The organism is Nocardia farcinica, assembly GCF_001182745.1.
Classification (GTDB): Bacteria; Actinomycetota; Actinomycetes; order Mycobacteriales; family Mycobacteriaceae; genus Nocardia; species Nocardia farcinica.
Genome location: NZ_LN868938.1, coordinates 1,283,490 through 1,303,088, shown reverse-complemented (window position 1 = coordinate 1,303,088; position 19,599 = coordinate 1,283,490). Strand labels below are relative to the sequence as shown.

Genomic DNA, 19,599 nt, shown 5'->3' with positions numbered 1-19,599 from the left:
CACTACCTTCGTTCTGCTCGCGGAACCGTGCCGCGGCGCGAGCATTACCCCTGACCAGCGCGTACGCCGATACGAACACGGCGTGCACGCGGCCGTGGCCGGCTGGGAACCCCACCGGCACGGTCCACCCGGGCGACCGCGAAAACGCGAGGATCGCCAGAAATGACCGAATCGCGAATTCTCGCAACGGTCACGTCGGCAAACACCGGTCGATAATTCGAACAATGTGATTCGTCGGCAGTCCGGCGGAATTTCACCCGGTCGTGTTCGCCACGGTTCCTTGCGCCCGTGTCGGCGTGCTTTTCGGTGCCGTCACGAGCAATTCCTCGTCCGAGGGCACAGACACCATTTCGATGCGTCGCGAATGGTGCGCACAGCCCTGCGCACCCGACGCTGCCCGCCGGACGGCAACAACGGATCAATGGAGGTCCGGTGACCCAGTCCAAGCGCAACCTCGACAGCACCCCCGAGTGGTCGGGTGATCCGCGCCGCCACTCGCCCGACGCGACCCGGCACCTGGTGTCCGGCGGCGATTCCCGAGCCGACTCCGCGAGCGCGGCGAGCTCGCCCCCCGAGGTCCTCCGGCTGACCGCCGCCCAGCGGGGCATCTGGTTCGCTCAGCACCTGGCGGGCGGGTCGCCGATCTCCGTGGCGCAGTACGTGGAGATCGTCGGGGAGCTGCGGGCGGATCTGCTGGTGGAGGCGTGCCGGACCGCCAGCCGCGAGTTCGGGTCGGGGCACGTGCGTCTGATCGAGGTGGACGGGGAGCCGTGCCAGTTCGTCGACCTCAGCCTCGACGCGCCGGTGTCGGTGGTGGATCTGCGCGGGCACACCGACCCGGTGGCGACCGCGCACCGGTTGATGGTGGAGGACTATTCGGCCCCGCTCGACCTGCTCACCGACCGGTTGATGAAAAGCTATGTGTACCAGGTGGGTCCGCAGCACTACCTGTGGTATCAGCGTGCTCACCACATCGCGCTGGACGGGTTCGCGGCGGTCACGATGTTGCGCCGGATCACCGAGCTGTACAACGCGTGGGTCCGCGGCGAGGACGCCCCGTTGCCCGCCGCCCAGAATCTCGCCGACATCGTAGAACAGGACCTGGCCTACCGGGATTCCACCCGCTTCGACAACGACCGCAAGTACTGGACCGAACACCTGGCCGGGGCGCCCCCGGTGGTGAGCCTGGCCGGCCGGGTCGGCAAGCCCACCATCCATCCGACGCTGATCAGCGCCCCGCTGCCCGACGACACCGCGCGCCTGCTGGACGAGGTGATCGCGGCGCGCGGCACGAGCGTCACGCCCATCGCGGTCGCGGCCTTCGCGGCGTATCTGGCACGGATGACCGGCAGCGACGAGGTGCTGCTGAGCCTGCCGGTCTCGGGCAGGCACTCGGCGGTGCTGCGGCGGTCCGGTGGCATGGTCGCCAACGTGGTGCCGTTGCGGGTGCGGGTCGCCGGACGCGCGGTCGGTGAGTTGATCGAGGCCACCCAGGGCGAGCTGACCAGTGCGCTGCGCCGCCAGCGCTACCGCCAGGAGGACATCTTCGCCGACATGGGCATCGCCCGTGACGAGGCCGCGTCCTTCGGTCCGGCGGTGAACCTGATGATGATCGAGAACGAGGTCGTCTTCGGGGAGACGACCGGGCGGCTGCATGTGCTCACCTCGGGGCCGACCGCCGACCTGTTCGTCAACATCTACCCGGGCGCGGGCCGCGAGAGCACCCACATCGATTTCCAGGGCAACCCGAACATCTACACCCGCGCCGAACTGGCCGGGCATCACCGGCGGTTCCTGCGCTTCCTGCACGCCTTCCTCGCCCGCGGCGCCGACTGCCCGGTGGCGGCGCTGCCGCTGCTGGAACCGGCGGAGCGGGCGGCGCTGCTGCCCGTGCGCGGACCGAACCCCGCGCCGCCGCGGCTGCTACCCGACATCCTGGGCGAGGCCGCGCGCCGCGACCCCGCCGCCACCGCGATCATCACCCCCGACGCGACGGTGACCTACGGCGAGCTCGACCGCGAGTCCGCCCGATTGGCCCGGCGGCTCGTCGCACTCGGGTGCGGGCCGGAGACGGCCGTGGGGATCGTGCTGCGCCGGTCGGTGGAATCGGTCCTCGCGGCGTGGGCGGTCGCGCGATGCGGGGCGGCGATCGTGCAGATCGACCCGGCGTATCCGGCCGCGCGCATCGAGCACATGATCGCCGACAGCGGCGCGCGGACCGTGCTCACGGTGGCCGAGCACCGGGATCGGGTGCCCGACGGCGTGGCCGCGCTGGTGCTGGACGACCCGGCCACCCGCGCGGCGCTCGCGGGCACCGCCGACGGGCCCGTCGGCGACGACGAGCGGACCCGCCCGCTGCGTCCGGCCGACACGGCGTATCTGACCTACACCTCCGGCTCCACCGGGACGCCGAAGGGTGTGCAGGTGACCCATGCCGGGCTGGCCGGGCTGATCGCCGACCGCGTCGCCGCCTTCGGCATGGCCGCGGATTCGCGGGTGTCCTATGCGCTCTCGCCCAGCTTCGACGCCTCGCTGGAACAGTTCCTGACCTGCTTCGCCAGCGGCGCCGCGCTGGTCGTGGTGCCCCCGGAGATCATCGGCGGCGAAGGGCTCACCCGGCTGCTCGCCCAGGCGCGCGTCACCCACCTGACCCTCACCCCCGCCATGCTGGCCACGGTCGATCCCGAACCGCTGACGGAACTGTGCGCGGTCGTGGTCGGGGGCGACGTCTGCCCGCCGAACGTCGTGGAACGCTGGACCGGGCCGTGGGCGTTGTTGAACGAATACGGGCCCACCGAGGCGACCGTGACCGCCGCGTGCGCGCGCCTGCGGCCCGGCCACGACCGCACCGTGGGCGGACCGATCCGCGGGGTCGCGGCGATGGTGCTCGACCGGACCCTGCAACCGGTGCCGCCGGGCACGCCGGGGGAGCTGTATCTGGCCGGGCCGGGCCTGGCGCGCGGCTACCGACACCGGGTCGGCGAGACCGCGGCCCGATTCGTCGCCGACCCGTACGGCGCGCCGGGGGAGCGGATGTACCGCACCGGTGATCTCGCGCGGTGGCGCACCGACAGCGCCGAGCCCGAGCTGGAACTGTTGGGCCGCAGCGACTTCCAGGTCAAGATCCGCGGGTACCGGATCGAGCCGGGCGAGATCGACGCCGCACTGACCGGGCACGAGCACGTCGAGCTGTCGGTGACCGTGCCGGTGCCGAACAAGGCGGGCACGACCGTACTGGCCTCCTACGTGGTGCCGGTGCGCGGTTACCGCCTCGATGTCGCCGAACTCCAGCGGTTCGCCCGCGCGACGCTGCCGCCGCACATGGTGCCGACGGTGCTGATGCCGCTGGAGAGCCTGCCGGTCAACGCCTTCGGCAAGGTGGACCGCCGGGCGCTGCCGGAACCGGACTTCGGTGCCGTGCCGGTCGGGCGTCGACCGGAGACGCCGCGGGAACGGATCGTGGCGGAGCTGTTCTCGGAGGTGCTCGGCGTGCCCGAGGTCGGCGCGGACGACAGCTTCTTCGCGCTGGGTGGCGACAGCATCCTGTCGATCCGGCTGGTGGCACGGGCCAAGGCGAAGGGCCTGAACTTCTCCACCCAGGACGTGTTCGACCACAAGACCGTCGCCGGGCTCGCGCTGATCGCCGCCGACGCGGGCGCCGAGCGGTTGCCCGAACTTCCCGGTGGCGGCATCGGATCGATGCCGCTGTCGCCGATCATGCACGCCATGCTCGCGCGCGGGCACTACGACCGGTTCGCCCAGGCGGCGCTGGTCCAGTTGCCCGCGGACCTGCGCCGCGACGACCTGGTTCGGGCGATCCAGGCCGTGCTCGACCGGCACGACATGCTGCGCGCGGTGCTGCGCGCCGCCGGCTCGGCGGACCGTTTCGTCGACGTGCTCGAGCGCGGCACGATCGACGCCGCGGCGGTGCTCACCCGCGTCCGGTTGGCGCGGCGCGACGCCGCCGAGGTCGACCGGCATCTGCAGGCCGCCGCCGACCGGCTGAATCCCCACGACGGCGTGCTCGTGCAGGCCGTGTGGCTCGACGGCGGCGACGCGGGCGCGGATCTGCTGTGGCTGGTGGTGCATCACCTCGCCGTCGACGCGGTGTCGTGGCGGATCCTGCTCGGCGATCTCGCGCAGGCATGGGCGCAGGTGGCCGAGGGCGGCGACCCGCGGTTCGACGCGCCGACCACCTCGGTGCGGCGGTGGGTGCACGGTCTGGTCGAGCAGGCGCCCCGCCGGCGGGCGGGCGAACTCGCGCTGTGGAGCGACGAGCTCGAGTGCGGGGACGACCTGCTCGGTGCGCGCAGGCTCGACCCCGACCGCGATGTCGCGGCCGCGGCGGAGCAGGTGCGCCTGCGGGTGCCCGCCGAGGTCACCGAGACCGTGCTGACCACCGTGCCCGCCAGGTTCCACGGCGGCGCGAACGACCCCCTGCTGGCCGCCCTTGGCCTGGCGTTGCGCGCGTGGCGGCGGGCGCGGGGCCGGTCCGGCGGCGCGGAGCTGATCGCGCTGGAGGGGCACGGTCGCGAGGAACAGGCGGTGCCCGGCGCCGATCTGGCGGCCACGGTCGGATGGTTCACCACCCGGTTCCCGCTGCGACTCGATCTGGGCGACCTCGATCTGGACGACGCGTTCGCCGGCGGGGACGCCGCCGGTCTGGCCGTGCGGCGGGTCAAGGAACAGCTGCGGGCGGTGCCGGACAACGGCATCGGCTACGGGATGCTGCGCCACCTGGACTCGCTCGGCGCCGCGGTGCTGGGTGGTGCGCCGGAGCCGCAGATCAGTTTCAACTACCTGGGCCGGGTCGGCGCGGGCGAACACACCGGGCCGTGGACGCCCACCACCGAATTCACCGCCCTCACCGCCACGGTCGACCCCCGGATGGCGCTGCCTGCCGTGCTCGATGTGAACGCGATCGCCGAGCACGGGCCCGACGGGTACGAACTCGAGGTCACCTGGGACTACGCCGCCGAGGTGCTCGACCGGGCCGAGGTCGCGGAGCTGGCCGGGTTGTGGGAGGCGGCGCTGCGCGGACTGGCCGCGCACGCGCGGTCCGCCGACGCGGGCGGATTCACCCCGTCGGACTTCCCGCTGGTCCCGGTGACGCAGGACGACCTCGACCGGTGGCGGCGCGAGTATCCGGCGATGACCGACGTGTGGCCGTTGACCGCGCTCCAGGCCGGGTTGCTGTTCCATGCCGTCTACGACACCGACGGTCAGGACGGCTACACCGTGCAGGCCACCCTCACCCTCGCGGGCCCGGTGCTGGCGGACCGGATGCGCAGCGCCGCCCAGGCACTCGTCGACCGGCACGACAGCCTGCGCACCGCGTTCGTGGAGAGCGCGGACGGGCCGCGGCAGATCGTGCTCGGCGAGGCCGAAACAGCCTGGCGCACCAGCGACCTGACGGATTCGGCCGATCCGGACGAGGGTCTGCGTATACACGCCGCCGCCGAGGCCGCCCCGTTCGATCCGGCCCGCCCGCCCCTGGTCCGGTTCCACCTGGTGCGCACCGGGGCCGCCGAGTTCCGCCTGATCGTCACCAACCACCACATCGTGCTCGACGGCTGGTCGATGCCGCTGCTGATCCACGAACTGCTGGCGCGCTACGCCGACGAGACCGGCGCGGACCTCCCGCCCGCGCACTCCTACCGCGACTACCTGCAGTGGCTGCACGCGCAGGACGACGACGCCGCGATCGCCGCCTGGCAGCGGATGCTGGCCGGGATCGAGAGTCCCACCCGTGTCACCGGTGGTGAGCGCACGGTGACCGCCGACAGCGGCGAGGTCGGCGTGGAGCTGTCCGCCGCCACGTCCGCGGCGATCCTGGATCTGGGCCGCTCGCACGGCGTCACCGCGAACACCTCGGTACAGGTCGCGTGGGCTCTGCTGCTCACCGTCCTGACCGGGCGCTCGGACGTGGTGTTCGGCAACACGGTGTCGCACCGCCCGCCGCAGGTGGCCGGTGTCGAGCGGATGATCGGACTGTTCATCAACACGGTGCCGGTGCGGGTGCGGCTCGATCCGCACGAGCGGGTGGCCGAGCTGCTGGTGCGCGTGCAATCCGAACAGGCGGCCATGCTCGACCACCGGCACATCGGTCTGGCGGAGTTGCAGCGCGCCACCGGTGTGGCCGACCTGTTCGACACGGTGACCGTGCTCGAGTCCTACCCGCTGGGCCGGGACGAGCTGGCCCGCGACCTCGACGACGCGGGTCTGCGCCTGGTCGACGTCGACGCACACGACGCCACCCCGTATCCGCTGAGCCTGCAGGTGACACCGCCGCGTCCCGCGCGGGACGGGCAGGCGGCGCCGGGCGAGACCGGAACCCACACCGTGATCCTGCGGTACGCCACCGATCGGTTCGACGGGGAGCAGGCGCGTACGTTGCTCGCGCGGTTCGAGCGCATCCTCGCCCAGATCGTCACCGACCCGGAGCGCCGTGTCGCCGCGATCACCGCGGAACCAGGTGTGCCCGAAGATGTTTCACGCTCCGACGAGCAACTGCCGGCGCGCACCCTGCGCGACATCCTGACCGCCACCGCCGCAGCGCATCCCGATGCCACCGCCGTGCGCGCGGGGACCACCTCGCTCACCTATCGGGCGTTGGCCGAGCGGGCGGCCGACCTCGCACGCAGGCTCATCGCCCGGGGCGCTCGCCCCGAATCGTTCGTCGCCGTGGTGGCGCCGCGATCGGCGGAACTACCCGTGGCGATCTGGGCGGTGGCGATGACCGGCGCCGCCTTCGTGCCCATCGACCCGGCGAATCCGCCCGAGCGGATCGCCGGTCTGCTGGCGGACGCGCACTGCGCCCTCGGCGTGACCATCGACGCTGTCGCACACCAGCTTCCGACAACGGTCGAGTGGCTGCGCGCCGACGAGGAAACCGTCGCCACCGTCCCCAGCCCGGCGGGCCCGGTGTTGCCGGGCACCACCGCGTACGTGATCTACACCTCCGGTTCGACCGGAACGCCGAAGGCCGTGCAGGTCTCCCACCGTGGCCTGGCGAATCTCGTCGCGGCCCAGGCCGATGCCTTCGCGGTGGACACCGCGTCGGTCGTGCTGCAAGTGGCGTCACCGGGTTTCGACGCGTGCGTGTCGGAGCTGCTGCTGGCGCACAGCCGCGGTGCGTGCCTGTCGATCGCACCGCCGCAGGTCTACGGCGGGTCGGAGCTCGAGGACCTGATCGGCCGCGAGCACATCACCCACGCGATCATCACGCCGTCCGTACTCGGCACGATGGCACCCGATCGGGTGCCCTCGCTGGCCACGGTCGCGGTCGTGGGCGAGGCGACCGGCGCCGACCTCGTGCGGCGCTGGGGAGCGGGTCGTCGCCTGCTGAACCACTACGGACCCACCGAGACCACGATCTGGGCGACCGGCTCGACCGAACTGCGGCCCGGCGACCAGGTCACCATCGGCGCGCCGATCCCCGGCACGTCGGTGCGGGTACTCGACGCCTGGCTGCGGCCCGTGCCGGTAGGCGTCACCGGTGAACTCTACGTCGGCGGGCCGGGCCTGGCCCGCGGCTACCACGAGCGGCCGGGCCTGACCGCGACACGTTTCGTCGCCGACCCGGACCGGCCCGGCGAACGGCTCTACCGCACCGGCGACGCGGTCCGCTGGGTACGCGGCCGCGACGGCCTGGAACTGGCCTACCTGGGCCGCAACGACCAGCAGGTCAAGATCCACGGTCTGCGGATCGAGCCGGGCGAGATCGACGCCCACCTGGCCCGCCGACCCGCCGTCGCGCGGGTCGCCACCGTGGATCAGCGCGGTCCCGCCGGGGAACCGGTGCTGGTGTCCTACGTCGTCCCGGCGGCCGGCGCCGAACTGGACGTGACGGCGCTGCGCGCGGATCTGGAACGTGCGCTCGCGCACTACATGATCCCCGCCGCGATCGTGGTACTCGACGACCTGCCGCTCACTCCGGTCGGCAAGGTCGATCGGAAAGCGTTGTGCGCCAGGCCGGTCCGAGCCCGGCAGGAGTCGGGCCGGCCGCCCGCCACGCCGGCCGAACAGACCGTGGCGCGGCTGTTCGCCGAGGTGCTCCAGCTCGACACCGTCACGGCCGACAGCAACTTCTTCACCCTCGGCGGCGACAGCATCGTGTCGCTGCGACTGGTGGCGCTGGCCCGGTCCGCCGGGCTGCGATTCACACCACGCGACGTGTTCGAGGGAAAGACCGTCGCCGCGCTGGCCGCGCTGGCCCGCGCCGAGGGCGCGACCGAGGCGCCGGACGCGGGCGCGCCGCTCGTACGGCTCGCCGAGGCCGACCTCGACCGGTTGCGGCAGCGCTACCCGGCGTTGGCCGACGTGTGGCCGTTGTCGCCGATCCAGGCCGGCATCCACTTCCACGCCGGCCTGGGCGGCGACCGCGACGACTACACGGTGCAGACGATGATCGGGTTCGCCGGGACGGTCGACGGCGAGCGCCTGCGCGCCGCCGCCCAGGCCGTGGTGGCTCGGCACGACATCCTGCGGGCGGCCTTCGCCGAGACCGCGAACGGGCCGTGCCAGATCGTCCTCGCGCGCGCCGACGTGCCGTTCCGCACCCTCGACCTGACGGACCGGAGCGAGCCGCGGCGGGCCGCCGACGAGATCGCGGCGGCCGACGCGGCGGCGGGATTCGACCTGTCGGTACCGCCGCTGATCCGATTCACCCTGATCCGCCTGGCCCCGGACCGGTTCCGGTTGCTCGTCACCAACCACCACGTGGTCCTCGACGGCTGGTCGATGCCGTTGCTGTTGCGCGAGCTACTCGACTTCTACGGCCGACCGGCACACATCGACTCCGCCGGTGCCGCCCCGTCGTATCGCGACTACCTGGCGTGGCTGCGCCGGCAGGACGCCGACGCGGCGAAAACCGCCTGGGCGCGCGAGCTCTCCGATGTCACCGCACCGACCCGGGTGTCGCGCGGCGTGCCCGCCGCCGCGACCGCCGAGGAAGTGGCCGAGCTGACCGCGACCGAGGTCGACGCGCTGCGCCGCGTCGCCGCCGACACCGCGGTCACCGTCAACACCGCCCTCGCCGCGGCCTGGGCGATGACCCTGCGCGTCCAGGCCGGGGAGACCGATGTGCTGTTCGGCACCGCGGTGTCGGGCCGACCGCCCGAGCTGCCGGACGTGGACCGGGCGCTGGGCATGTACCTCAACACCATCCCCGTACGGGCGCAGCTGGATCCGGCGGCGCCGATCGCGCGGCTGCTGGCCGAGCTCCAGGCCCAGCAGGCCCGCATGCTCGACCACCACCACATCGGCCTGCCCGAGATCCACCGGGCCGCGGGACTGCCGGAACTCTTCGACACCGCGCTGGCCTTCCAGTCCTTCCCGATCGACCGGACGGCCCTGCAGGAACTGGTCGACTCGGCCGGGCTGCGAGTCGAGGAACTCGCCGGTGTCGACGCCACCCCGTACCCGCTGAGCCTGGTCGTCGCCCCGACCCGGCCCGCGGCGGACGGCACGTCGGCGCTGCGGATCACCCTGCGCTACCGGGTCGGCGAGTTCGACGCCGCCGCCGCGCGGCAGATCCTCGACCGCTACACCGCGGTGCTGCACCGGATCGCGGCCGACCCGCAGGCCGCCACGGCGGCCGTCGGGGGCGGCGAGGACGGGCCGATGCGGCCGGAGAACAGCGGCCCTGGCGCGGAACCACGCACACTGCCCGGCATCCTCGCCGCCTCCGCCGCGGCAGCGCCCGACGCGATCGCCGTGCGCTGTGCCGACAAGGCGTTGACCTACCGGGAACTCGACGAGCGGTCCGACCGGCTGGCCCGGCTCCTGCTGGCGCACACGGCCGGACACGATCGTGTCGTCGCGATCGCGCTGCCGCGTTCGCTCGCCGCCGTCACCGCCGTGTGGGCGGCGGCCAAGGCCGGAGCGGCGTTCCTGCCGATCGACCCCAGCCTGCCCGCCGAGCGAATCGCGTTCCTGCTGTCCGATTCCGGCGCCGCGCTCGCCGTCACCGACAGCGCCGCCGGTGCCGCGGTGCCCGCGGCGGTCGCGACGCTGGTGCTCGACGACGAGAACACCCGCCGCGCCGTCGAATCCGTGCCCGCGGAGCGGGTCACCGACGCCGAGCGCGGCGGTCCGGTGCATCTCGACGACGTCGCGTACCTGATCTACACCTCCGGCTCCACGGGGACGCCGAAGGGCGTGCTCGTCACGCACCGTGGACTCGCGGATCTGGTCGCCGCGCAACATCGCCTGCTCGGCGTGGACCGGAACGCGGCGGTGTTGCAGGTCGCCGCGCCGAGTTTCGACGCCTCGGTCTTCGAGCTGCTGCTGGCGCACGGGGCGGGCGCACGGCTGATCGTCGCACCGCCGCAGGTGTACGGCGGGCCGCAACTGGCCGATCTGATCCGCGGCGAGCACGTGACGCACGCGGTGGTGACCCCCTCGGCGCTGGCGACCGTCCCGGCCGACGGGCTCGACGAACTGCGGGTGCTGGCGACGGCCGGGGAGGCGGTCGGGGTGGAACTGGTCGAGCGGTGGGCGCCCGGCCGCAGGATGGTCAATCTCTACGGTCCCAGCGAATCCACCATCTGGGCCACCGCAGGCGACCTGCGCCCCGGCGCGCCGATCACGATCGGCGGCCCGGTCGGACCGGTGGCGGCGGTCGTGCTCGACACCTGGCTGCGGCCTGCCCCGATCGGTGTCGTGGGTGAGCTGTACCTGTTCGGCGCCGGGGTCGCGGCCGGCTACGCGGGCAGGCGCGGGCTGACCGCGGCCCGATTCGTGGCCTGCCCGTTCGACGGCGGCCGCATGTACCGCACCGGCGACCTGGTCCGGCGCAACCGGGACGGCGCCCTCGAATTCGTGGGGCGCAACGATTTCCAGGTGAAGATCCGCGGCACCCGCGTGGAGCTGGGCGAGATCGATGCGGCCCTGGCGGCGCAGGACGCGGTGGCGTTCGCGGTGACGGTCCCGCGCCGGATCGGCGGGGGAGCGGTGGTGCCGGTGTCGTACGTGGTGCCCGCGGCGGGTGCCGCCGTCTCCGGGACGCAGCTGCGCGGGGCGCTGGCCGACGAGCTCCCCGCCTACATGGTCCCGGCGGCGGTCGTGGTGCTCGACGAGGTGCCGCTGACGGCCAACGGCAAGCTCGACCGGGACGCGCTGCCCGAACCCGCCTTCGCCGCACGGGAATACCGGGCGCCGTCGACGTGGTCGGAAGCGGCGGTCGCGGCCGCGTTCGCGGAGGTGCTCGGCCTCGACCGGGTGGGCGCCGACGACGACTTCTTCGCCCTCGGCGGTGACTCCCTGAGTGCCGCGTCGGTGGCGGCGCGCATCGGCGCGGCGATGAACACGACCGTGCCGGTACGGGCGGTGTTCGACTTCCCGACCGTGGCCGCCCTGGCCGCGCATACCGCGTCGCTGGGCGGCGGGCAGCGGGTCGCGCTGACCGCGGTGGCCCGCCCGGAGCGGCTGCCGTTGTCGCTGGCCCAACAGCGGATGTGGTTCCTGAACCGGTTCGAGCCGGACTCGGCGGCCTACAACGTCCCGGTGCTGCTGCGGCTGTCGGGCCGATTGGATCCCGCCGCGCTGGCGGCCGCCTTGCGCGATGTGATGGCTCGGCACGAGGTGTTGCGCACCGTCTATCCCGAGACCGACGGGGAACCGCGGCAGGTGATCCTCGACGAACCGGAGATCGCCCTGGAATCGGTGCGCGTCGATCCGGCCGCCGTCGATGACACGATCGGCGAGTTCGTGCGCCGCGGCTTCGACGTGACCACGCGGGTACCGCTGCGGGTCGGCCTCTTCGAACTCGCGGGCACGACCGAAGAGTTCCTGCTGGCGCTGGTGGTGCACCACATCGCGGGGGACGGCCGGTCGATGGGCCCGCTGGCCCGCGACGTCATGACCGCCTACGCCGCCCGGACGGCCGGACAGGCGCCGGCCTGGGCGCCGCTGCCGGTGCAGTACGCCGACTACGCCCTGTGGCAGCGCGCGGTGCTCGGCACGGCCGAGGATCCCGGGTCGCTGATGTCGGCGCAACTGGCGTTCTGGCGCACCACCCTCGCGGGCGCGCCCGACCGTCTCGAGCTGCCCACCGACCGGCCCCGCCCGCCGGTGGCGTCGCTGTCGGGCGCGCGGATGCCGGTCGAGATCGGCCCCGACCTGCACGCCCGCCTGCTGGAACTGGCCCGATCGCACGGCACCTCGCTGTTCATGGTGCTGCACGCGGCACTGGCGGTGGTGCTCGGACGCTCCAGCGGCAGCGACGACGTCGTGATCGGCACCCCGGTCGCGGGCCGCGGCGAACCGGGCCTCGACGAGCTGGTCGGCATGTTCGTCAACACCCTGGCGCTGCGCACGCCGCTCGACGGCGGTGAGCCGTTCGCGGACCTGCTCGCCCGCACCCGCGAGACGGATCTGCGCGCCTTCGAGCACGCGGACGTGCCGTTCGAACGCGTCGTCGAGGATCTGAACCCGGACCGCTCGGCCCCGCACCATCCGGTGTTCCAGGTGATGCTGGCCTGGCAGAACCTGGCCGACACGCAGGTGACCCTGCCGGATGTGCAGGTGTCCCTGGCCGAGGCCGACACCGGGATCTCCCAGTTCGACCTGCAATGGGTCGTATCGGATTCCTATGGGAAAGGAGGTGTGGCAGAGGGCATTTCCGGAATGCTCATGTATGCGCGTGAGCTGTTCGACCCGGCAACGGTGGCGGGATTCGGACGACGGCTGGTGCGAGTGCTGGAAGCGGTCGCCGACGATCCGTCGGTCTCGGTCGGGGAAATCGACTGGCTGGACGCGGACGAGCGCTCGCACCTGCTCGCGCGCACCGGCGGAACACCCGCGCCGACGGTGCTGCTGCCGGAGGTGTTCGACGCCGCGGCGCGCAGCGCCGGCGCGGGTGTCGCCGTCGTGTCCGGGCAGACGCGGCTGACCTACGCCGAACTCGACGAACGGTCGAATCGGCTGGCGCGCCACCTGATCCGGCGCGGCGCCGGACCCGAGCGCACCGTGTTGGTGGCGGTGGCGCGCTCGGTGGAGTCGGTGGTGGCGTGGTGGGCCGTGGTGAAGACCGGCGCGGCCTATGTCCCGGTCGACCCCGGGTATCCCGCGGGCAGGATCGAGCAGATGGTGACGGATTCCGGCGCGACGCTGGGGCTGACCGTGGCCGCGGTGCGCGACCGGTTGCCCGCTGTCGTCGAGTGGGTCGTGCTCGATGCCGACGCCCGTGCCGACGACACCGCCGCGCGGCTCGCGGCGCTGCCGGGCGGCCGGATCGGCGACGCCGAACGGCTGCGCCCGCTGCGGCCGGCGAACACCGCGTACGTCGTCTTCACCTCCGGCTCCACCGGCGTGCCGAAAGGTGTCGCGGTCACCCACGCGGGCATCGCCGATTTCCTGGCCGGGCAGCGCGGATACGGCGTCGGCCCCGATTCGCGGGTACTGCACTTCGCCTCCCCGTCCTTCGACGCCTCGCTGCTCGAGATCCTGTTGGCGGTCGGGGGCGCGGCGGCGCTGGTGATCGCGCCCACCGAGCTGTACGGGGGTACGGAACTGGGCGAGTTCCTGCGGGCGCAGCGGGTGACGCACGCCTTCGTGACCCCGGCGGCACTGGCCTCCGTCGACCCGGCCGGTCTCGACGACCTGCGGGTGGTGCTGTCCGGCGGCGACGAGGTGCCCGCGGACCTGGTGCGCCGCTGGACCGGCACCGACGACGCGGGCGTCCGGGAGTTCCGGGTGCTCTACGGCCCGACCGAGGCCACCATCGTCGCGACCGCGGTCGACCGCGGGCAGCCGACCGCCCGGTCCTGCATCGGCACGCCGGTGCCGGGGATGCGGACACTGGTGCTCGACGCCCGCCTGCAGCCGGTGCCGGTCGGGGTGGCGGGCGAGCTGTACCTGGCGGGCCCGGGGCTGGCACGCGGCTACCTGGATCGCCCCGGCACCAGCGCGGGCCGGTTCGTGGCCTGCCCGTACGCCGGGCCCGGCGAGCGCATGTACCGCACCGGCGACCTGGTGCGCTGGAACCGGGCCGGGGCGTTGGAGTTCATGGGACGCAACGACTTCCAGGTCAAGGTGCGCGGCTTCCGGGTCGAACTGGGTGAGATCGACGCCGCGCTCACCGCGCGTCCCGACGTCCGGTACGCCGTGACCGTCCCGCGCCGCGACGGCGCCGGACCCGTCATGCTGGTCTCGTACGTGGTGCCCGAGGCCGGGGCGCTGCTGGCCGAAGCCGATCTGCGCGCTGCCCTGACCGCGGTGCTGCCGTCCTACATGGTGCCCGCCGCGGTGCTGATCCTCGACCGGATCCCGCTCTCGCCCAACGGCAAACTGGATCGCCGCGCGTTGCCGGCTCCGGTGTTGCAGCCCAAGCGATTCCGGGCGCCGTCCACGCCGATCGAGGAGATCGTGGCCGGGGTGTTCGCCGAGACGCTGGGGCTGACCGGACCGGTCGGCGCCGACGACGACTTCTTCGCCCTCGGCGGCAACAGCCTGGTCGCGACCCGGGTCGCGGCGCGCCTGGGTGCCGCGATCGACGCGAGTGTGCCGGTACAGCTGATCTTCGAGGCGCCGACCGTCGCGACTCTGGCCGCCCGGGCGGAATCGCACGCCGACACCGGCCGGGTGGCGCTGACCGCGCAGCCGCGGCCCGAGCGTGTGCCGCTGTCGTACGCCCAGCAGCGCATGTGGTTCCTCAACCGCTTCGAACCCGAGTCGGCCGCCTACAGCATTCCCGTCGTGATCCGGTTGTCCGGCAGTCTCGATCGCGACGCCCTGCGCGCCGCGCTCGACGACGTGGTCGGCCGCCACGAGATCCTGCGCACCGTCTACCCGCTGGTGGCGGGCGAGCCGGTGCAGGTCGTGCTGCCCGTGGCGGAGGCGGCCGCGGCGCCCGAGGTCGTCCGGGTCGACCGGGACGACGTGGCCGAGGCGGTGCGGGCGTTCCTGGCCAGCGTGTTCGATGTGACCACCCAGCCGCCCTTCCGGGTCCGCCTGTTCGACCTCGGTGGGGACGAGTGGGTGCTGGCCGCCGCCATGCACCACATCGGCGGTGACGGCGCCTCGCTGGCACCGCTGGCCCGCGACATGATGCTCGCCTACGAGGCGCGGTTGCTCGGTCAGGCGCCGGCCTGGACGCCGCTGCCGGTGCAGTACGCCGACTACGCGATCTGGCAGCGCGCGGTGCTCGGCGCGGAGGAGGATCCCGCGTCACTGCTGCACGCGCAGATCGACTACTGGACCACCCACCTGGCCGATCTGCCCCCGCGGCTGGAGCTGCCGACCGACCGCCCCCGCCCGCCCGTGCAGTCCTATGCCGGGGCGAGCGTGCCGATCCGGATCGGCGCCGAGTTGCACGCCGACCTGGAACATGTGGCCCGCGAACACAACACGACCCTGTTCATGGTGTTCCACGCGGCGCTCGCGGCCACGCTCGGCAGGCTGGCGGGCACCGACGACGTCGCCGTCGGCACCCCCTACGCCGGACGCGGCGAACCCCAGCTCGACGATCTGGTCGGCATGTTCGTCAACACCCTGGTCCTGCGCACCCGGATGCGGCCGGGCACGACTTTCACCGAGCTGCTCGCGCACGTCCGCGCCACCGATCTCGCCGCCTTCGGCCACGCCGACGTGCCGTTCGAGCGCCTGGTGCAGGAACTCAACCCCGTCCGCTCGCACGCGCACCACCCGCTGTTCCAGGTGATGCTGGCGTTCCAGAACCTGGGTGCCACCGACTTCGCCTTGCCGGGCCTGTCGGCCACGGTCGCCGACGCCGACACCGGCACGTCGCTGTTCGACCTGCACGTCACCGTCTCCGACAGCTACGACGCCGACGGCACGCCCGCGGGCATCACCGGCGGAATCTCCTACGCGACCGACCTGTTCGACGCCACCACGGTGATCGGTTTCGTCGACCGCTTGCAGCGGATGCTCGCGGCGCTGGTCACCGATCCGGACCGGCCCGTGCACGAGGTGGAGTTGCTGACCGCCGCCGAACGCGATGCCGTGCTGGTGGGGTGGAACGCCACCGATCACGCGCTGCCCGCCGGCGACACGCTGGTCTCGCTGTTCGGCCGCGCCGTGCGCGCCCACGCCGACGAGCCCGCGGTGGAGTTCGAGGGCCGGTCGCTGACCTACGCCGAGTTCGCGGCGCGGGTGAACCGGCTGGCCCGCTGGCTGATCGCCCGCGGCATCGGCCCGGAGACGGCGGTGGGGTTGCGGATGCGCCGCTCCCTGGACCAGGTGACCGCCATGTACGCCGTGCACGCCGCGGGCGGAGCGTACGTGCCGATCGATCCGGATCTGCCCGCCGACCGTATCGACTACATGCTGGCCACCGCCGCTCCCGTGGTGGTGCTCACCGCGCTCGACGACCTCGATCTGGCGGGTCTGGACGCCACGGAGGTCACCGACGCCGAGCGGCTCGCCCCGCTACGGCCCGACCACCTGGCCTACATCCTGTTCACCTCCGGATCCACCGGCCGGCCGAAGGGGGTGGCGATCCCGCACCGCGCGGTGGTGAACCAGGTGCGCTGGCTCACCGACGCCTACGCGCTCGGCCCCGGCGATGTGGTGTTGCAGAAGACACCCGCCACCTTCGACGTGTCGGTGTGGGAGCTGTTCGGCAGTCTGGCGGTGGGCGCGCGGCTGGTGATCGCCCGCCCCGGCGGCCACACCGACCCGGCCTACCTCGCGGAGGTCATCGCCGCGCACGGCGTGACGATCACCTCGTTCGTGCCGTCGATGCTCGCGGCGTTCGCGCAGTCGGCACCGGCATCGGCGCTGCGCTCGCTGCGGGCGCTGCTGGTGGCCGGTGAGGCGTTCGGCGCGGACGTGGTGGCCGCCGTGCGACGGGTGCTGCCCGAGGTGGAACTGCACAACCTCTACGGACCGACCGAGTTCACCGTGCACGCGACCGCGCGCCCGGTCCGTGCCGGCGACACCGGCGCCGTCCCGATGGGTACGCCGGTGTGGAACGCCCGCGCCTACGTGCTCGACGCCCGGCTGCGGCCGGTCCCGCCCGGCGTGGTGGGGGAGCTGTATCTCGCCGGTGCCCAGGTGGCGCGCGGATACCACGCCCGGCCCGGATTGACCGCCGAGCGGTTCGTGCCCGACCCCTACGGGCACGGTGAGCGGCTGTACCGAACCGGTGATCTGGTGCGCCGCAACCGCACCGGTGACCTGGAATATCTGGGCCGCACCGACTTCCAGGTGAAACTGCGCGGGTTGCGCATCGAACTCGGCGAAGTCGAGGCCGTGCTCGCCGAGCATGCCGGCGTCGCCCGCGCCCTGGCGGCGGTGCGGTCCACCGGCGCGGCGGCCCGGCTGGTCGGCTACCTCGTGCCCGCCCCCGGCGCGACCCTCGATGTCGACGCCGTGCTGGCGCACGCCGCGGCGGAGCTGCCCGACTACATGGTGCCCGGTGCCGTGGTCGTGCTCGACAGCGTGCCGCTCACCCCGTCGGGCAAGCTGGACCGCAACCGCCTGCCGGAACCCGACGTCGCGCACGGCGCATACCGGGAACCGGCGACCTGGCTGGAACGCGAGGTCGCGGAAGTCTTCGAGCACGTGCTCGGTGTCGAGCGGGTCGGCGCCGACGACGACTTCTACGCCCTGGGCGGCAATTCGCTGCGCTCGGTGCAGGTGGCCGGCGAGCTGTCCCGGGATCTGCACTACGAGGTACCGGTCAGCTGGTTCCTGTCCGATCCGCGCCCGGCCGACCTCGCCAAGCGCATCGAAACCGGGATGCGCTCGGGCCGGCCCGCCCCCGAACCAGCCGCCGCGCTCTTCGACGTGCTGCTGCCGATCCGCACCGGCGGCGAGCAGCCACCGCTGTTCTGCATCCACCCCGCGTCCGGTCTGGCCTGGTGCTACCGGCCGCTGGCCGAATTCCTCACCGGCGACCGGCCGATCTACGGCTTGCAGGCGCCACAGCTCGGCGGCGAGGAGCCGGGCCCCGACTCCATCGTCGAGACCGCGCGCCGCTACGTCGCCGAGATCCGCGGCGTGCAGCCACGCGGGCCGTACCACCTGCTCGGCTGGTCGCTCGGCGGTCTCATCGCCCACGCGGTCGCCGCCGAAATACGTGCCGCCGGTGAGGACGTCGCGCTGTTGGCGATGCTCGACGCGGAGGTGGACGGCATCGACGCCTCGACCGTGACGACCGTGACCGCGGGCGAGCTGATCGCCAACCTCGGCCCCGTGATCGGTATCGACTTCGTGCCCACCGACGCCACCCCCGAGGAGGCGGCCGCCCTGATCCGCCGCAGGCTCGGCGACGGCCTCGCCATCGACGCCGCCGCCATCGAACGGCTCACCGACACCTACAACCGGTCGATCCGCGCCGCGGGGGACTGGGAGCCGGGGGTGCTCGACAGCGACCTGTTGTACTTCACCGCGCTACGGGACCGACGACCGGATGCCCGCGGTCACCGGGGCTGGGCGCCGGTCGTGGCCGGTGAGATCACCAATGTCGACGTCGACGCCGCGCACCTGGCGATGACCGAGCCGTCCGTGCTGGCCCGGATCGCCCGGGTGCTCGACGAACGGCTCGCGCCGGGACCCGGGCCGCTCAGGCGGTGAAGTACGGGTCGTCGAGGACGTATCGCCAGGAGCCGTCGCTGCCGCGCCGGGCGATCTCGGTGGTGGTGGACACCAGCGTGCCGTCCGGTCCGGCCCCGGTGAGGACCGAGTCGTTGGCGATGAGCGCCAGCTCACCGGCGACGTGCACGCCGCGCACCGTCAGCTCGATCCGTGCGCCGGAATCGAGCATGCCGCGCAGGGACTCGCGGATGGCGTCGAGGCCGGTGCGCCGCTCGCCGGGCATCGGGAACAGCACCGCGCCCGGCTCGTACAGCGACAGCAGACCGCCGAGATCACCGGCGTTGAAGTAGCGGGTGAACAGCGTCGCCAGTTCCTCGGGCGTCGCCGCGCCGACCGGCCGGTCCCCGATCGGCACCGGCCGGTCGTGCCAGCCCGCCGCATCGACCACGTCGAACCAGGTGACCGCGGGTTGATCGGGGTAGTAGAGCTGGCAGAGCTGGCCGGGGAAGGTCAACGGACTGCCCTTGGCGGGGTTGTCGCGCACCTGCCTGGCGAGCACCTCGCCGAAGGCGTAGCCGACGTCCAGGCGCGGCCACGCGGCGTGCACACGCTCGGCGAAGCCCGCGGGCAGCAGTTCCCGGCCCCGGCCGATGATGTCGGCGCCGGTGCCCATCTGCGTGAGCGCCACTTCGGTGCCGAAGCGGTGGGCGATACCGTCGGTGGAGTGCAACGCGATCGCGTTCCACACCACCTGGATCCGGTCCTCGGCGACGTCCCTGGCGCGCAGGAACTCCGCGGCCGCGTCCGCCCCGTCGACCTCGAACCGCTGGTCGCCCTGGGCGTAGTCGGTGGCGCCGAGATCGTGCAGGATGCAGCCGAGATAGAGCAGTTCGTCGTCGTAGTCGGTACCCGCCCGCAGGCCGGTGGCCGCGGCCATCTCGCGGGCGTAGAGGTAGGCGCGGACCACGTGGTTGTAGACCAGCGGCGACGAGACCTCGGCGACCAGCGCGTCGGCGGCGACGGCGAGCTCCGAAGTGGGGAATGCGAACCCGGTGCGGTCGGCTTCTCGAACAGTCATGGTGTTCCCTTCCGAAA

2 protein-coding genes are annotated in these 19,599 nt (G+C 73.1%); one reads left to right on the top strand and one right to left on the bottom strand.

Annotation, left to right across the window (positions count from 1 at the left end):
- Nucleotides 1-432 precede the first annotated feature (432 nt).
- Nucleotides 433-18,543 (top strand): amino acid adenylation domain-containing protein, encoded by an 18,111-nt coding sequence (locus tag AMO33_RS06310; RefSeq protein ID WP_060591173.1) that lies wholly within the window; start codon nt 433-435, stop codon nt 18,541-18,543.
- Here AMO33_RS06310 and AMO33_RS31345 read toward each other — a convergent pair.
- Nucleotides 18,533-19,582, bottom strand: coding sequence for an HD domain-containing protein (locus AMO33_RS31345; RefSeq protein ID WP_060591172.1), 1,050 nt, complete (start codon nt 19,580-19,582; stop codon nt 18,533-18,535). The two genes, AMO33_RS06310 and AMO33_RS31345, sit on opposite strands and share 11 nt — an antisense overlap.
- Nucleotides 19,583-19,599 lie beyond the last annotated feature (17 nt).

Coding starts and splice junctions, on each gene's coding strand:
- AMO33_RS31345 (WP_060591172.1), bottom strand. CDS start 19,582: ATGACTGTTCGAGAAGCCGACCGCACCGGGTTCGCATTCCCCACTTCG.